Raw genomic sequence first — 13,071 nt, forward strand, 5'->3', positions numbered from 1 at the left:
GTGAGATGCCATGACTGACATCCTCAATCGCATTCTTGTCCGCAAGACCGAGGAAGTGGCCGAACGCCGGGCCCGCGTGCCCGAGGCCGAACTGGTCGCGCGCATCGCCGAGCTGCCGCCCACGCGCGGTTTCGGCGCGGCGATCGAGGCGAAGATCGCCGCGGGCCTGCCGGCGGTGATCGCCGAAGTGAAGAAGGCCAGCCCCAGCAAGGGACTGATCCGGGGCGATTTCGATCCCGCCGCGATCGCGGCCAGCTACGCGACCGCCGGCGCGGCTTGCCTGTCGGTGCTGACCGACAGCGACTTCTTCCAGGGCAGCGAGGCGTTCCTGCAGCAGGCGCGCGAAGCCTGTGCGCTGCCGGTGCTGCGCAAGGATTTCATCATCGACGCGTACCAGGTGTACGAGGCGCGGGCGATCGGCGCCGACTGCATCCTGCTGATCGTCTCGGCGCTGGATGACGACATGTTGCTGCAGCTGTCGCTGCTGGCGGCCGAGCTGGACATGGACGTGCTGTGCGAAGTGCACGACGAGGAAGAGCTGGAGCGCGCGCTGGCCCTGCCGGTGCCGCTGATCGGCGTCAACAACCGCAACCTGCGCAGTTTCGAGACCTCGCTGGAGACCTCGCTGGCGCTGCAGGAGCTGATCGAATACGACCGCGTGCTGGTGGCCGAGTCCGGCATCCACACCCCGGAAGACGTGGCGCGCCTGCGCGAAGGGGGCATCCAGGCGTTCCTGGTCGGCGAGGCGTTCATGCGTGCCGAGGACCCGGGCAGCGAACTGCGGCGGCTGTTCTCGCTGCCGTGACCGTGATGCCGGAACCGGAAACCCTGCTGCCCGCCGCTGGCGATGTCGATACCGATGTCGAGGCGGTCGCGCCGCGCGTGGTGCTGTTCGATTTCGACGGCGTGCTGTTTCGCGGCGACGCGTTCCATCTGTTCATCCGCGAGCGCTATCGCCGCTCGTGGTGGCGCTGGCTACCCGCCGTGCTGGTGGCGCCGTTGCTGCTGCTGATCCTGCCGTTCTCGTGGCGCCTGCCGATGCATGTGCTGGTGCGCATCGCGCTGTTCGGGCTGGGCGAGCGCCGTTACCGGCTTGCCGCGGAAACGTTTGCCGCCGATCTCGCACGCCGGCCCCGGCAGTTCCACCGCGACGCCCTGCAGGTGTTGCGCCAGCATCAGCTGCAGGGCGACCGGGTGATCGTGGTGACCGGTTGCGAACACGCCTTGGTCAGCGGGATCGTGCAGCAACTGGGGCTGACCGGCCTGGACGTGCTGGCCTCGCAACTGCGCCCCGGCTGGCTGGGCATGCGCGTGCACTGGCACAACGTGGGCGGGCGCAAGGTGCAGCTGCTGGCGAAGCAGGGTCTGTCGGCATGGCAGGTCGCCTACGGCGATTCGATGCATGACGTGGCGATGCTGAAGGTCGCCGCCGAGCCGGTGCTGGTCAATGGCACGCCGACCCTGTGCAAGAAGGTCGAGAAGGCGCTGGGCCGTACGGTCGCCCGCGTCGAGTGGTTCTGAGGACGATCCGCAGGTCGCGCGGTTCCCGTCTATCGAAGCAAGGTCTGCACCAGCTGGCCCAGGCTGATCAGCACGATCAGGCTGCCGACGGCCGCCATCACCGCGCGTTCGGGCAGGTGTCGCACCAGCCAGGCGGCGAACGGCGCGGCGATCATGCCACCGGTGAGCAGGCCCAGCACGATCGACCAGTGACCGATGCCCACGTGCAGCACCAGGGTGGCGGACACGCAGATGGTGACCACGAACTCGGCTGCGTTGACCGAGCCGATCGTGCTGCGCACGGCGCCGCCGCGGGCGATCAGCGTGCTGGTGGCCAGCGGTCCCCAGCCACCTCCGCCGATCGCGTCGAGCAGTCCGGCAAGAAAGCCCAGAACGCCGCTGTGCTGCACCTGGTGCCGGGTCAGCCGCTTGCCGAAGGCGCGCAGCAGGATCATCGCGCCGAGGATCAGCAGGTAGGCATTGACCCAGGGGCGGATCGCCTCGCCCGGCACGCTGGCCAGGAAGGTGGCGCCAAGGATGCCGCCGATGGCGCCGGGAATCGCCAGTTGCCAGAACAGCGTCCAGCGCACATTGCCGAACCATGCGTGCGAGGCGCCGGAGACGCCGGTGGTGACCACTTCGGCCGTGTGCACGGTGGCGCTGGCCACCGCCGGAGGCAGGCCCAGCGCCAGCAGGATCGAGTTGGAGACCAGGCCGTAGGCCATGCCCAGCGCGCCGTCGACCAGCTGGGCGAGCAGGCCGACACCGACGAAGATGAAGAACTGTTCGTAATCCAAGCGTGGTCTCGCAGCGGACGGCGGAACGCCATCCTCAACCAGTCGTCGTAAAAAACCGGTTCAGGGGAGGGCTTCCCGGGAATGCGCCAACGATCAGCGGGTGCCGCGCACCACGATGGTCTTGCCGGACACGTCGATCATGCGCTGCTCTTCCAGCTGCTTGAGCACGCGGCCGACCATTTCGCGCGAGCAGCCCACGATGCGGCTGACTTCCTGGCGCGAGATGCGGATCTGGGTGCCGTCCGGATGGGTCATCGAATCCGGCTCCTGGCACAGGTCGAGCAGGGTGCGCGAGATGCGGTTGGTGACGTCCATGAAGGCCATCCGGCTGACCTGGCGCGAGGTGCGCAGCAGACGGTTGGTGAGCTGGGCGCCAATCGCGAACAGGATCTTCGGGCATTCCTCGCGCAGCGGGCCTTCCATCAGCTGGAACAGGCGCTCGTAGCTGATCTCGGCCATCTCGCAGGCCGTGCGCGTGCGCACCATCGACTCGCGCTGGGCCTGTTCGACGAACAGCCCCATTTCGCCGATGAACTGGCCGCGGCTGATATAGGCGAGGATGAGTTCGCGACCCTGTTCGTCCTCGGTGCACACCGCCAGCGAACCGTCCACCACGTAGTACAAGGTGTTGGCCGGGTCACCCGGGCGGATGATCGCGGTCTTGCCCGGGTAGCGGCGGCGATGGCACAACCCCAGGAAACGTTCCATCGCGGCGGGGTCGGGAGCAAAGCCCAGAGGGGCCTGCGAGCGTTCGAAAGCTTGTTGGAGCTGGTACTTGAGCTGAGCCACGGGCATCCCCTACAGGTAATTCTTGTCACGCCGGGCATCATGGCCACATGTTGTACACGTCCTTCCGGACATCATGACAGGCTTGGTCATTATGACAAAGCCGCGGATTCCACGCAGGTTCAAATTCCTCTGCTTTTGCCGCATACTTCGCGGTCTTTCGACAGCAGCCAGCCCGTTGCCGTCGTTCACAAGGGTCGTGCAGGCACCTGCCTGTACTCCAAACCAATGCCGCGGGGACCCTTGTCGCTAACCCGCCTCTGATGTTGGCCGATATCCGGTCATGGAGCGCCGCCCGTGGTCAAACCACTTCCCCGTCTGCGTCTGCAGGGTTTCAACAACCTGACCAAGGCGTTGAGTTTCAACATCTACGACATCTGCTACGCGGTGTCGGAAGACCAGCGTCGCCGCTACATCGAGTACATCGATGAGCAGTACGACGCCGACCGGCTGACCCAGATCCTCACCGACGTGGCCGAGATCATCGGCGCGAACATCCTCAACGTGGCCCGCCAGGACTACGACCCGCAGGGTGCCTCGGTGACGATCCTGATCTCCGAGGAGCCGGTGGTCGAGAAGCTCGGTCGCGACACCATCTCCGGTGCCGTGGTCGCGCACATGGACAAGAGCCACATCACCGTCCACACCTATCCGGAAACGCATCCGCACAACGGCATCGCCACCTTCCGCGCCGACATCGACGTGGCCACCTGCGGCGTGATCTCGCCGCTGAAGGCGTTGAATTACCTGATCGACAGCTTCGAGTCGGACATCGTGATCGCCGACTACCGCGTGCGCGGCTTCACCCGCGACGTGAAGGGCAAGAAGCACTTCATCGACCACAAGATCAATTCGGTGCAGGACTACCTGGCGCGGCACATCCGCCAGAAGTACGAGATGTTCGATGTCAACGTGTATCAGGAAAACATGTTCCACACGAAGATGCACATCAAGGACTTCGACCTGGACACCTACCTGTTCGAGGCCCACGCCGACGACCTGTCGTTCAAGGAACGCCAGCGCATCGAGTCGCTGCTGCGACGCGAGATCGAGGAACTGTTCCACGGCCGCAACCTGATGTGACAAAAACCCGCCGAAAGGCGGGTTTTTTTTCAGCTACGCACCCGCCGAAAGGGCGATTTTTTTCAGGTGCGCACCCGCCGAAAGGCGGGTTTTCAATGGATATGGCGCCCGCCGAGCGCGCGGTGCGCTTCTACAGCCGATAAGCCACCGTCTTCATCACCATCGAGCTGGCGTGCATCAGCTGCGGCAGCGGAAACGGCAGGTCGATGCCGCCGCGTTGCTGCGCGGCCTGCGCGTGACGGATCTCGTCGGCCTGCATCCGGGTCAACACGGCGCGCGAACGCTCGTCCTGGGGTGGCAGCTGTTGCAGATGATCGGCCAGGTGGGCCTCGACCTGGCGTTCGGTTTCCACCACGAAGCCCAGGCTCAGCGCGTCGCCGGCCAGCGCGGCGGCGGCGCCGATCGCGTAGCTGCCTGCATACCACAGCGGATTGAGCAGGCTGGGGCGGCTGTCCAGTTGCTGCAGGCGTTCGGCGCACCAGGCCAGGTGGTCGGTTTCCTCGGCGGCGGCATGCAGCAGGTGCTCGCGGTTGTTCGCATCGCGGGCGAGCGCGGCCTGGCCCAGGTAAAGCGCTTGCGCGCAGACCTCGCCGGTGTGGTTGATCCGCATCAGGCCGGCGGCGTGGCGGCGTTCGGCCTCATCGAGTTCGCTTTCGGCGAGATCGGCGGACGGTGAGGGGCGCTGCGCCAGTGGCGCGCCGCCGACCGCTTCCAGTGCACGTTCGCAGCCGGCCAGCAGGCGGTCGAGGCGGCTCAGGGTGCGTACGCTCATGCGTTGTTCTCCAGCTAGAGGATCGGCCAGCAGGTCAATGGGGGTTGCCTTGGCCAGGGCAAGCCGTGCGTCACGCCAGCGGCTAGGTGCCAGCGACCCCAACGGCCATGCGGGTTGCGACCGGGAAGCCTGGGGGTCTTTTCAAGCGGCCCGGTGGTCATGCTATCATTGCCAGCTCACAGCCCGCCGGTCGGTGGGCTTGCGCCGTGGATGAAGGCTCCGCTATCATCTCGCGCCTTTGATCCACCGATTACGCGTACCGCCTCACGGCGGCAGACAGGTATTCTGAAATGAAAACGTTTAGCGCCAATGCAGACAACGTCAAGCGCGACTGGTTCGTGGTTGACGCCACGAACAAGACGCTCGGTCGCCTGTCGACCGAAATCGCCCACCGTCTGCGCGGCAAGCACAAGCCGGAATACACCCCGCATTGCGACACTGGCGATTATATCGTGGTGATCAATGCGCAGAAGGTGCACGTTACCGGTGCCAAGCTGGACGACAAGATGTACCACCGCTTCACCGGCTACGTCGGCAACCTGAAGACCACCAGTCTGAAGGACCTGCTGGCGACCTACCCGGAGCGCGTGATCGAGATCGCCGTCAAGGGCATGCTGCCGAAGAACCCGCTGGGTCGCGAGATGTATCGCAAGCTCAAGGTCTACGGTGGTGCCGAGCATCCGCATACCGCACAGCAGCCGCAGGCGCTGGAAATCTAAGGAAATATCATGAGCATCCAGCAGAATTACGGCACCGGCCGCCGCAAGACCTCCGCCGCTCGCGTGTTCCTGCGCAAGGGCAAGGGCGAAATCATCGTCAACGGCAAGACGCTCGAAGCCTTCTTCGGCCGCGAGACCTCCTGCATGATCGTGCGCCAGCCGCTTGAGCTGACCGACAACACCGACAAGTTCGACATCAAGGTGACGGTCGCCGGTGGCGGCATCACCGGTCAGGCCGGCGCGATCCGCCTGGGCATCGCCCGCGCACTGGTCGAGTACGACGAAAGCCTGAAGTCGCCGCTGCGCAAGGCCGGTTTCGTGACCCGTGACGCCCGCGAAGTCGAGCGCAAGAAGGTCGGTCTGCACAAGGCACGTCGCGCTACCCAGTTCTCCAAGCGCTAAGCTCAGTTCTACAGCCCCGTCGCCAAGCGGTAAGGCACCTGACTCTGACTCAGGCATCGGTGGTTCGAATCCATCCGGGGCTGCCAATACAAATGCCGTCGCCCGCCGCAAAGCGTGGCAAGTCGGCCGAGAAGCCCGCCATCCGGCGGGCTTTTTCGTTGGCGGGGGCGCGCTGGCGCAGGATCTTTCGTCGCCGCTCGCGCTTCCGTACCCTTCGGTTTTGCACTGCAGCAGCGTAAAATTTCGGCCTTTGACTCGTGGGCACTTTGATGACGACGGCAAGCGACAACGATCCTGGCCGCCCGGCGGTCCGCACCGAGGGCAGTACCGACGCGTTGCCGCTGGCGCCGACCATGGGCATGAGCCTGGATGCAGCCCGGATGCCGCGCCGCTCCACCCTGGTCGATCGTCGGGTGTTGCGCATCACCGCGGTGTCGATCGTGCTTGGCGTGCTGGCTGCGCTGATTGCGCGGTTGCTGACGGCTCTTATCGGCGTCGTGACCAATCTGGCCTTCTACGGCCGCTGGTCCACCGCGTTCTCCTCGCCTGCCGAAGCCGTGCCCCGACTGGGCTGGTGGGTGGTGCTGGTGCCGGTGGTCGGCGGCCTGATCGTGGGCGTGATGGCGCGCTGGGGTTCGCGCGCGATTCGCGGCCACGGCATCCCCGAGGCGATGGAGCAGGTGCTGCTCAATGAGTCGAAGATTCCGCCGCGGATCACCTTCCTGAAGCCGATCTCCTCGGCGATCGCGATCGGCACCGGCGGCCCGTTCGGCGCCGAGGGTCCGATCATCGCCACCGGCGGCGCGCTGGGTTCGTTCATCGGCCAGGTGCTGAAGGTGACCGGCAGCGAGCGCAAGGTGCTGCTGGCGGCGGGTGCCGCAGCGGGCATGGCTGCTGTGTTCTCGGCGCCGATCGCGGCGGTGGTGCTGGCGGTGGAGCTGCTGTTGTTCGAGCTGCGCCCGCGCTCGCTGATCCCGGTGGCGCTGGCTTGCGTGGCTTCGACCGGTACGCGTTACCTGCTGCAGGGTTCGACCGCGGTGTTTGCGATGGGAGCGGTGGCGTCGCCGGGAGCGATGGCCTTGCTCGTCTACGTGCTGCTCGGCGCACTGATCGGCGTGGTCAGCGTGTGGACCACCCGCATCGTCTATGGCATCGAAGACCTGTTCGAGAAGCTGCCCATCCACTGGATGTGGTGGCCGGCGATCGGCGGACTGGTGGTCGGTGCAGTCGGCTACTTCGCGCCGCTGACCCTGGGCGTGGGCTATACCAACATCGAGGACATCCTCAACGGCAAGCTGACGCTGACCGCGCTGGCCTTCCTGTGCGTGATGAAATTCATCTCCTGGTCGATCGCGCTGGGCAGCGGCACCTCGGGCGGTACGCTGGCGCCGTTGTTCACCATCGGCGGTGCGCTGGGTGCGCTGGTCGGCCTCGGCATCGCCGCCGTGGCGCCCCAATTCGGCGTGGATCCCCGCATTGCTGCGCTGGTCGGCATGGCGGCGATCTTCGCCGGTGCCTCACGCGCGCTGCTCACCGCGGTGGTGTTCGCATTCGAGACCACCGGCCAGCCCGCGGGGCTGCTGCCGTTGCTGGGCGGTTGCACCGCGGCCTACCTGATCTCGGCCCTGATGATGCGCAACACCATCATGACCGAGAAGATCGTGCGGCGTGGCGTGCGCGTGCCATCCGAATACGTGGCCGATTACCTCGACCAGGTCGGGGTGGGCGAAGCCTGCACGCGCGACGTGGTGACCCTGGACAACACGCAGACGCTGGCTGAAGTGCGTCGCTGGCTGGCCGAGGACGTCGAGCAGACCCAGCACCAGGGTTACCCGGTGCTGGACGAACACCGCCGCGTGCTTGGCGTGCTGACCCGGCGCAGCCTGCTCGACCCGCAGTGGCACTACACGCTGAGCCTGGGTGAACTGCTGACCCGGCCGCCGATCGCGGTCAGCGAGGCACATTCACTGCGCGAGGCGGCGGACCACATGGTGGCCGAGAGCGTGGGCCGGCTGGTCGTGGTGAGCAAGGACGATCCGCACAAGCTGGTGGGCATCATCACCCGCGGTGACATCCTGGCGGCCCATGCGCGACGCCTGCGCGAAGCCCGGCACTCGGCCCGCCACCTGCGTTTCCGCGACGGCTTGAAGCCGCGGCCGGCGCAGTAAGGTGCTGAAACAAGAAACGGCCCGCAAGGGCCGTTTTTTTGGGGAGCGGACGACGTGGCGAATCACATCTCCCGGTCGCCGATCAGCACCACGTCGGCGGGACGCTGCGCGAACAGGCCCACGGTGACGATGCCGGGCAACTGATTCAGTTCGCTTTCGAGCGCGGCGGGGTCGACGATCTGCCAGCCGTGCACGTCGATGATCCAGTTGCCGTTGTCGGTGACCACGCCGTCGCGCCACACCGGGTTGCCGCCGCGCTTGACGATCTCGCGGCCGATCAGGCTGCGCGCCATCGGGATCACCTCGATCGGCACCGGGAACTTGCCGAGCAGTTCGACCCGCTTGCTGGAATCGATGATGCAGACGAACTTCTCGCTGGCCGCCGCCACGATCTTCTCGCGGGTCAGCGCCGCGCCGCCACCCTTGATCAGCCGCTTGTACGGATCGCATTCGTCGGCGCCGTCGATGTAGATGGTCAGCGGACCGGCGGCGTTGAGGTCGAGCACCGGGATGCCGAGGCGCTTCAGCTGCGCAGTCGACTGCTCCGAGCTCGACACCGCGCCCTGGATGCGGTCCTTCAGGTCGGCCAGCGCATCGATGAAGAACGCCACGGTGGAACCGGTGCCGACCCCCACGATGGCGCCGTCCTCGACGTAGCGGATGGCGGCTTCGCCGGCCAGCTTTTTCTCGTTTGCGTTGCTCATGGATGGTTTCCGGTGAAAGGGGATCGGGTGACGTTCATTCCAGCGCCAGGATGTATTTCCAGTGCGCCGCATCGACCGGCATCACCGACAGCCGGTTGCCCTTGCGCAGCAGCGGCATCTCGGCCAGTGCGGGATCGTTCTTCATTTCGTCCAGGCTGATCGTGCGCTTGAGCTTCTTCACGAACTTCACGTCGACCAGCATCCAGCGCGGATTGTCGCGCGAGCTGCCGGGGTCGAAATACTTGCTCTTCGGATCGAACTGGCTGGGATCGGGGTACGCGTCGGTGGCCACCTCGGCGACGCCGACGATGCCGGGCACGGCGCAGTTGGAGTGGTAGAAGAACACCTTGTCGCCGGGACGCATGCCGTCGCGCATGAAGTTGCGCGCCTGGTAGTTGCGCACGCCGTCCCAGGCTTCGCGCTTCTTGCGCTTGAGGTCGTCGATCGAGAACGCGTCCGGTTCGGACTTCATCAGCCAGTGGTTCACGCGGGAGTCTCCGGGTCTGAATCAGGCGTGGTGCAGTCGATCAGCTCGCGCTCGGTGGCGATGAAGTCGAGCGGGACATCCCAGTCCTCTTCCGCGACTTCGGGCAATTCCTGGAACGCATAGGCGATGCCGACCAGCAGCGGCTCGGTGGGGCGCACCTGTTCGTTGAGGAAGGCGAAGCTGCGGTCGTAATAGCCGCCGCCGTGGCCGAGCCGGTTGCCGCGGCGGTCGAAACCGAGCAGCGGCACCAGCACCAGGTCGATCTGGAACGGCTCCAGCAATTCGGGCGGATCGACCGGCTCGGGAATGCCGTAACGATTGGGCTGCACCCCGTCGCCCGCCTTCCACGGTGCAAAGCGTAGTTGCCGGCCCGCGCCGATCACCGGCAGCAGGAACTGCTGGCCACGCGTGGCCAGCGGCGGGATCACCAGGTTCAGCGGCAGTTCGCCGTGGCTGGCCCAGTAGCCGGCCACGCGGGCGTCGGTGAAATACTCGGGCAGTTGCTCCAGGCTGCGGCGCAGGCCCTGGGCGGCGGCGATGCGTTCGGCCGGCGGCAAGGCGCGGCGACGTTCGGCCAGTTGCTGACGCAGATCGCGGCGTTGGGCGTTGACGTCCACGTGGCGCGCGGCTCCGGCGTGATCGTCCCGTTCGTGGCTCGACGAACGGGACGGGGGAAAGAAGTGGCGCAGACCGCGATGCCGCTGCCCACCGAACGACCTTGATCCAAGATGGATCAGGTGGGAGGGTTACATGGTCTAAAGGCTTTCCGCACGCGGCGGACATGCACAACAACCGATGTGAAACCGACCCGGGGCCGTATGTAGGAACAAGGCAAATGTAAGAGTGTGCTGGCGCACATCGCAGAAAACGCCGGGTGTCATTTTAGGCGCTTGATCCGCAATGTGCCACTGGCGCGACGGATGTCGCAGGCTGCGGTTCAGCGCCTCGGCACTTCGTGCTCGAACGCGTCGTCGAGCTTGCGCTGCAAGGTGGCAAGGCCGTCGCTCAGGCGCTGTTCCTGGCTTTCGTGCTGCTTGCGCAGGCCGAGGAACTCGTGCGCGACGCTGATCGCGGCCAGCACGGCCAGTCGTTCGAAGCTGGGTGCCTTGGCGTTCGCGCGCAGCTCGCGCATCTTGCGGTCGAGAAAGCCGGCGGCTTCGAGCAGGCCTTCGCGTTCTTCCGGCGCGCAGGCGATCAGGAATTCGCGGTCGATCAGTCGCAGCGCGACCGGTTCACTGGCGGGTGTGCTCATCAGCTGTTGCTCTCCAGCGACTTCAGGCGCTGGATCATCGCCTCCACGCGGCTGCGGGCCTGTTCGTTGCGCGCCATCAGGCCGGCGCGTTCGCCGGACAGCTGTTCCTGGCTCTGCCGCAGGCTGCGGTTTTCCTCGTTCAGCCGACGCACCGTTTCCAGCAAATGGTCAAGCTGGCGGGCCAGCGCGGCCAACTGCTGGTGGACCGGATCGGACGGGGCGGGATCGGGCGTGCTCATGGCCGAAACTATAGCAGGACGTTGCGGGAAATCTGCGAGCCGGTCGACGCGTGCGGAGGGCGCCGCCCGGTGCATTAAACTGGCCGTCATTCTTGCGAAGGAGCACCGCCATGGCGGCTACCGGGCCGATCGGCCACGACGATATCGATGCGCTGGTCATGCGTCTGCGCCTGGGCACCGAAGCCAGCGAACTGCACGGGTCGCTGTGCGGCTACCTGGCCGGCGGCGCCCGTCCGCAGGGCGGCGACGTGCTTGCCGCGCTGCAGCTGGATGGCGAGGCGACCGACCCCACGGCCGAGGACCTTGCGCTGCTGCAGCGGCTGACCCGCCAGTGCGAGCGCGAGCTGGCCGACAGCGAACTGGGCTTCGAGCCGCTGCTGCCCGATGACGATCGCCCGCTGGTCGAACGCGCCGAGGCGGTGGTGGACTGGTGTCGCGGCTTCCTCGGCGGCTTCGGCCTGGCTGGTACCGCGGCGCACGCGTCATTGTCGGAGGAGGCGCAGGAGATCCTGCGCGACTTCGGCACCATCGCCGCCTCGTCGTTCGACTTCAACAACGAGGACGAAGACGAGGATGCGCTGATCGAGGTGCAGGAGTTCGTGCGGGTCGGTGCGCTGCTGCTGCATGCCGAGTGCAACCGGCACGATCCGGCGTCCAGCGGCAGCGTGCATTGATACCGGTCGAACACGGCTCGACCCCCGCGGCGATCGACCCCGAGGAATTCGCCCGTCGCCGTCGCCAGCTGATGAAGATGGCCGGCGAGGATGCGGTGCTGCTGGTCGCCGCCGCGCCCGAGCGCATGCGCAACGCGGACGCCGCCTGGCCGTACCGGCAGGACTCGGACTTCCACTACCTGGCCGGCTTCCCGGAAAGCGACGCCGTGCTGGCGCTGTTGCCCGGGCGCCAGCACGGCGAAGTGGTGCTGTTCTGTCGCGAGCGTGATGCCGAGCGCGAGCGCTGGCACGGCCATGCGATCGGCACCGAACAGGCGGTGGCCGGCTACGGCATGGACGATGCGTTCCCGATCGACGACATCGACGACATCCTGCCCGGCATGATCGAGGGCCGCGCCCGCGTGTATTGCCACTTCGGCCGCGAGCCCCAGTTCGATGCGCAACTGCTGGGCTGGATGCGCCGCCTGCGCCAGTTGCGCGGCGGCGGCGTGGTGCCCAAGGAATTCGTGGCGCTGGGCCACCTGTTGCACGACCTGCGGCTGTACAAGTCGAAGGCCGAGCTGCGGCTGATGCGCGCGGCGGCCGGGATCGCGGTGGAAGCACACATGGCGGCGCTGGGCGCGGCCACGCCGGGACGCCACGAGTACGAGGTGGAGGCCGAGCTGCTGCGGGTCATGCGCAGCCGCGGCGCGGTGCCGGCTTTCGTGCCGATCGTCGCCGGCGGCGCCAACGCCTGCGTGATGCACTATCAGAACAACCGGGCGCGACTGCGCGACGGTGACCTGCTGCTGATCGATGCGGGCGCCGAATGGGATTGCTACGCCTCCGACATCAGCAGGACATTTCCCGTCAACGGGCGTTACAGCCGCGAGCAGCGGGCGCTGTATGAAGTGGTGCTGGCCGCCCAGCTGGCGGCGATCGACGAGGTCCGTCCCGGCCGTCCGTTCAACGCGGCGCATCTCGCGGCGGTACGCGTGCTGAGCGAGGGCCTGTGCGAGCTCGGCCTGCTCAAGGGCAGCGCCGACGCGGCGGTGGCCGATGGCAGCTATCAGCGGTTCTTCCCGGCCAAGACCGGCCACTGGCTGGGGCTCGACGTGCATGACGTGGGCGACTACCGCATCGACGGCGAGTCGCGCCTGCTCGAGCCGGGCATGGTGTTGACCGTCGAGCCGGGGCTTTACGTGCCGCCGGACGACCGCTCGGTGGCCGAGCGCTGGCGCGGCATCGGCATCCGCATCGAGGACGACGTGGCGGTCACCCGCGACGGCAACGAGGTGCTCACCGCGGCGATGCCCCGCCAGGCCGAGGAGATCGAGGCGCTGCTGGCCGCGCGCTAGCTCAACTCGTCCGGCAGTTCGGTGTCGCTGCGCAGACGATTCGCCTCGTCCGTGGCGTGCACCTCATACCACATCGCGTTGAGGATGGCGAAGGCGCAAGCCAGGCCCAGGCCGAGGATCCACGAGAAATACCACATCGGTTCGTACTCCT

General features: G+C 66.6%; 17 protein-coding genes, 1 tRNA gene and 1 other RNA gene. 9 read left to right on the top strand and 10 right to left on the bottom strand.

Features of this window, described 5'->3' with window-relative positions:
• Nucleotides 1–10: 10 nt before the first annotated feature.
• A complete protein-coding gene (gene trpC / locus ASD55_RS03430) occupies nt 11–805 on the top strand; it encodes an indole-3-glycerol phosphate synthase TrpC (RefSeq protein WP_056763741.1) in 795 nt (264 codons plus the stop codon).
• 5 nt (nt 806–810) lie between these two features.
• Nucleotides 811–1,521, top strand: a complete 711-nt coding sequence (locus ASD55_RS03435) for a haloacid dehalogenase-like hydrolase (RefSeq protein ID WP_056764462.1) — start codon at nt 811–813, stop codon at nt 1,519–1,521.
• 29 nt (nt 1,522–1,550) lie between these two features.
• Here the strand turns inward: ASD55_RS03435 and ASD55_RS03440 are convergent, their stop codons facing one another.
• Complete coding sequence (locus ASD55_RS03440) at nt 1,551–2,297, bottom strand: sulfite exporter TauE/SafE family protein (RefSeq protein ID WP_056718497.1); 747 nt, start codon at nt 2,295–2,297, stop codon at nt 1,551–1,553.
• 93 nt (nt 2,298–2,390) lie between these two features.
• Nucleotides 2,391–3,092: a cAMP-activated global transcriptional regulator CRP gene (gene crp / locus ASD55_RS03445; RefSeq protein WP_007807303.1), complete on the bottom strand. Its 702-nt coding sequence runs from the start codon at nt 3,090–3,092 to the stop codon at nt 2,391–2,393.
• 288 nt (nt 3,093–3,380) lie between these two features.
• Here crp and speD point away from each other — a divergent pair, with 288 nt between their 5' ends.
• Nucleotides 3,381–4,166 carry an adenosylmethionine decarboxylase gene (speD, locus tag ASD55_RS03450; RefSeq protein WP_007807301.1) on the top strand — a complete coding sequence of 262 codons (786 nt, stop codon included), beginning with the start codon at nt 3,381–3,383 and terminating at the stop codon, nt 4,164–4,166.
• 130 nt (nt 4,167–4,296) lie between these two features.
• On the opposite strand, the gene coq7 is transcribed toward speD, so the two are convergent.
• The gene (coq7, locus tag ASD55_RS03455; RefSeq protein WP_056763743.1) at nt 4,297–4,938 is read right to left on the bottom strand and encodes a 2-polyprenyl-3-methyl-6-methoxy-1,4-benzoquinone monooxygenase; all 642 of its coding nucleotides are present in this window, start codon (nt 4,936–4,938) and stop codon (nt 4,297–4,299) included.
• Between the two features lie 290 nt (nt 4,939–5,228).
• On the opposite strand from coq7, the gene rplM reads away from it, so the two are divergent.
• The 4 genes from rplM (at nt 5,229) to ASD55_RS03475 (ending at nt 8,227) form a co-directional block, all read left to right on the top strand.
• Nucleotides 5,229–5,657, top strand: coding sequence for a 50S ribosomal protein L13 (rplM, locus tag ASD55_RS03460; RefSeq protein ID WP_007807297.1), 429 nt, complete (start codon nt 5,229–5,231; stop codon nt 5,655–5,657).
• Between the two features lie 9 nt (nt 5,658–5,666).
• Nucleotides 5,667–6,059, top strand: a complete 393-nt coding sequence (gene rpsI / locus ASD55_RS03465; RefSeq protein WP_007807295.1) for a 30S ribosomal protein S9 — start codon at nt 5,667–5,669, stop codon at nt 6,057–6,059.
• A gap of 12 nt (nt 6,060–6,071) precedes the next feature.
• Nucleotides 6,072–6,145: transfer RNA gene (locus ASD55_RS03470), tRNA-Gln, on the top strand.
• A gap of 183 nt (nt 6,146–6,328) precedes the next feature.
• Complete coding sequence (locus ASD55_RS03475) at nt 6,329–8,227, top strand: chloride channel protein (protein WP_056763745.1); 1,899 nt, start codon at nt 6,329–6,331, stop codon at nt 8,225–8,227.
• Nucleotides 8,228–8,289: 62 nt separating this feature from the next.
• On the opposite strand, the gene rpiA is transcribed toward ASD55_RS03475, so the two are convergent.
• The 6 genes from rpiA to ASD55_RS03500 form a co-directional block, all read right to left on the bottom strand.
• The gene (rpiA, locus tag ASD55_RS03480) at nt 8,290–8,931 is read right to left on the bottom strand and encodes a ribose-5-phosphate isomerase RpiA (protein ID WP_056763746.1); all 642 of its coding nucleotides are present in this window, start codon (nt 8,929–8,931) and stop codon (nt 8,290–8,292) included.
• 34 nt (nt 8,932–8,965) lie between these two features.
• The gene (locus tag ASD55_RS03485) at nt 8,966–9,403 is read right to left on the bottom strand and encodes an EVE domain-containing protein (RefSeq protein WP_200946071.1); all 438 of its coding nucleotides are present in this window, start codon (nt 9,401–9,403) and stop codon (nt 8,966–8,968) included.
• Between the two features lie 11 nt (nt 9,404–9,414).
• Nucleotides 9,415–10,035: a 5-formyltetrahydrofolate cyclo-ligase gene (locus tag ASD55_RS03490; protein WP_056763750.1), complete on the bottom strand. Its 621-nt coding sequence runs from the start codon at nt 10,033–10,035 to the stop codon at nt 9,415–9,417.
• Between the two features lie 66 nt (nt 10,036–10,101).
• Nucleotides 10,102–10,288: non-coding RNA, 6S RNA (gene ssrS, locus ASD55_RS17925), on the bottom strand.
• Between the two features lie 67 nt (nt 10,289–10,355).
• A complete protein-coding gene (locus ASD55_RS03495) occupies nt 10,356–10,670 on the bottom strand; it encodes a cell division protein ZapA (protein WP_056763752.1) in 315 nt (104 codons plus the stop codon).
• Nucleotides 10,670–10,909 (bottom strand): TIGR02449 family protein, encoded by a 240-nt coding sequence (locus ASD55_RS03500; protein ID WP_056718490.1) that lies wholly within the window; start codon nt 10,907–10,909, stop codon nt 10,670–10,672. The genes ASD55_RS03495 and ASD55_RS03500 overlap by 1 nt, the downstream gene beginning before the upstream one ends.
• A 110-nt stretch (nt 10,910–11,019) precedes the next feature.
• On the opposite strand from ASD55_RS03500, the gene ASD55_RS03505 reads away from it, so the two are divergent.
• Both ASD55_RS03505 and ASD55_RS03510 read left to right on the top strand, forming a co-directional pair.
• Nucleotides 11,020–11,583, top strand: coding sequence for a UPF0149 family protein (locus ASD55_RS03505; RefSeq protein ID WP_007807279.1), 564 nt, complete (start codon nt 11,020–11,022; stop codon nt 11,581–11,583).
• Complete coding sequence (locus ASD55_RS03510) at nt 11,580–12,920, top strand: aminopeptidase P N-terminal domain-containing protein (protein ID WP_056718488.1); 1,341 nt, start codon at nt 11,580–11,582, stop codon at nt 12,918–12,920. Before ASD55_RS03505 ends, ASD55_RS03510 begins: the two co-directional genes overlap by 4 nt.
• Here the strand turns inward: ASD55_RS03510 and cydX are convergent.
• Entirely contained in the window at nt 12,917–13,057 is a 141-nt protein-coding gene (gene cydX, locus ASD55_RS03515) for a cytochrome bd-I oxidase subunit CydX (RefSeq protein WP_056763754.1), read from the bottom strand. The genes ASD55_RS03510 and cydX overlap by 4 nt on opposite strands.
• Nucleotides 13,058–13,071 lie beyond the last annotated feature (14 nt).

This window comes from Rhodanobacter sp. Root561 (assembly GCF_001427365.1).
In the GTDB taxonomy this organism is placed as follows: domain Bacteria; phylum Pseudomonadota; class Gammaproteobacteria; order Xanthomonadales; family Rhodanobacteraceae; genus Rhodanobacter.

Coding starts and splice junctions, on each gene's coding strand:
- trpC (WP_056763741.1), top strand. CDS start 11: ATGACTGACATCCTCAATCGCATTCTTGTCCGCAAGACCGAGGAAGTG.
- ASD55_RS03435 (WP_056764462.1), top strand. CDS start 811: ATGCCGGAACCGGAAACCCTGCTGCCCGCCGCTGGCGATGTCGATACC.
- crp (WP_007807303.1), bottom strand. CDS start 3,092: ATGCCCGTGGCTCAGCTCAAGTACCAGCTCCAACAAGCTTTCGAACGC.
- coq7 (WP_056763743.1), bottom strand. CDS start 4,938: ATGAGCGTACGCACCCTGAGCCGCCTCGACCGCCTGCTGGCCGGCTGC.
- rplM (WP_007807297.1), top strand. CDS start 5,229: ATGAAAACGTTTAGCGCCAATGCAGACAACGTCAAGCGCGACTGGTTC.
- rpsI (WP_007807295.1), top strand. CDS start 5,667: ATGAGCATCCAGCAGAATTACGGCACCGGCCGCCGCAAGACCTCCGCC.
- ASD55_RS03475 (WP_056763745.1), top strand. CDS start 6,329: ATGACGACGGCAAGCGACAACGATCCTGGCCGCCCGGCGGTCCGCACC.
- rpiA (WP_056763746.1), bottom strand. CDS start 8,931: ATGAGCAACGCAAACGAGAAAAAGCTGGCCGGCGAAGCCGCCATCCGC.
- ASD55_RS03485 (WP_200946071.1), bottom strand. CDS start 9,403: ATGAAGTCCGAACCGGACGCGTTCTCGATCGACGACCTCAAGCGCAAG.
- ASD55_RS03495 (WP_056763752.1), bottom strand. CDS start 10,670: ATGAGCACACCCGCCAGTGAACCGGTCGCGCTGCGACTGATCGACCGC.
- ASD55_RS03500 (WP_056718490.1), bottom strand. CDS start 10,909: ATGAGCACGCCCGATCCCGCCCCGTCCGATCCGGTCCACCAGCAGTTG.
- ASD55_RS03505 (WP_007807279.1), top strand. CDS start 11,020: ATGGCGGCTACCGGGCCGATCGGCCACGACGATATCGATGCGCTGGTC.
- cydX (WP_056763754.1), bottom strand. CDS start 13,057: ATGTGGTATTTCTCGTGGATCCTCGGCCTGGGCCTGGCTTGCGCCTTC.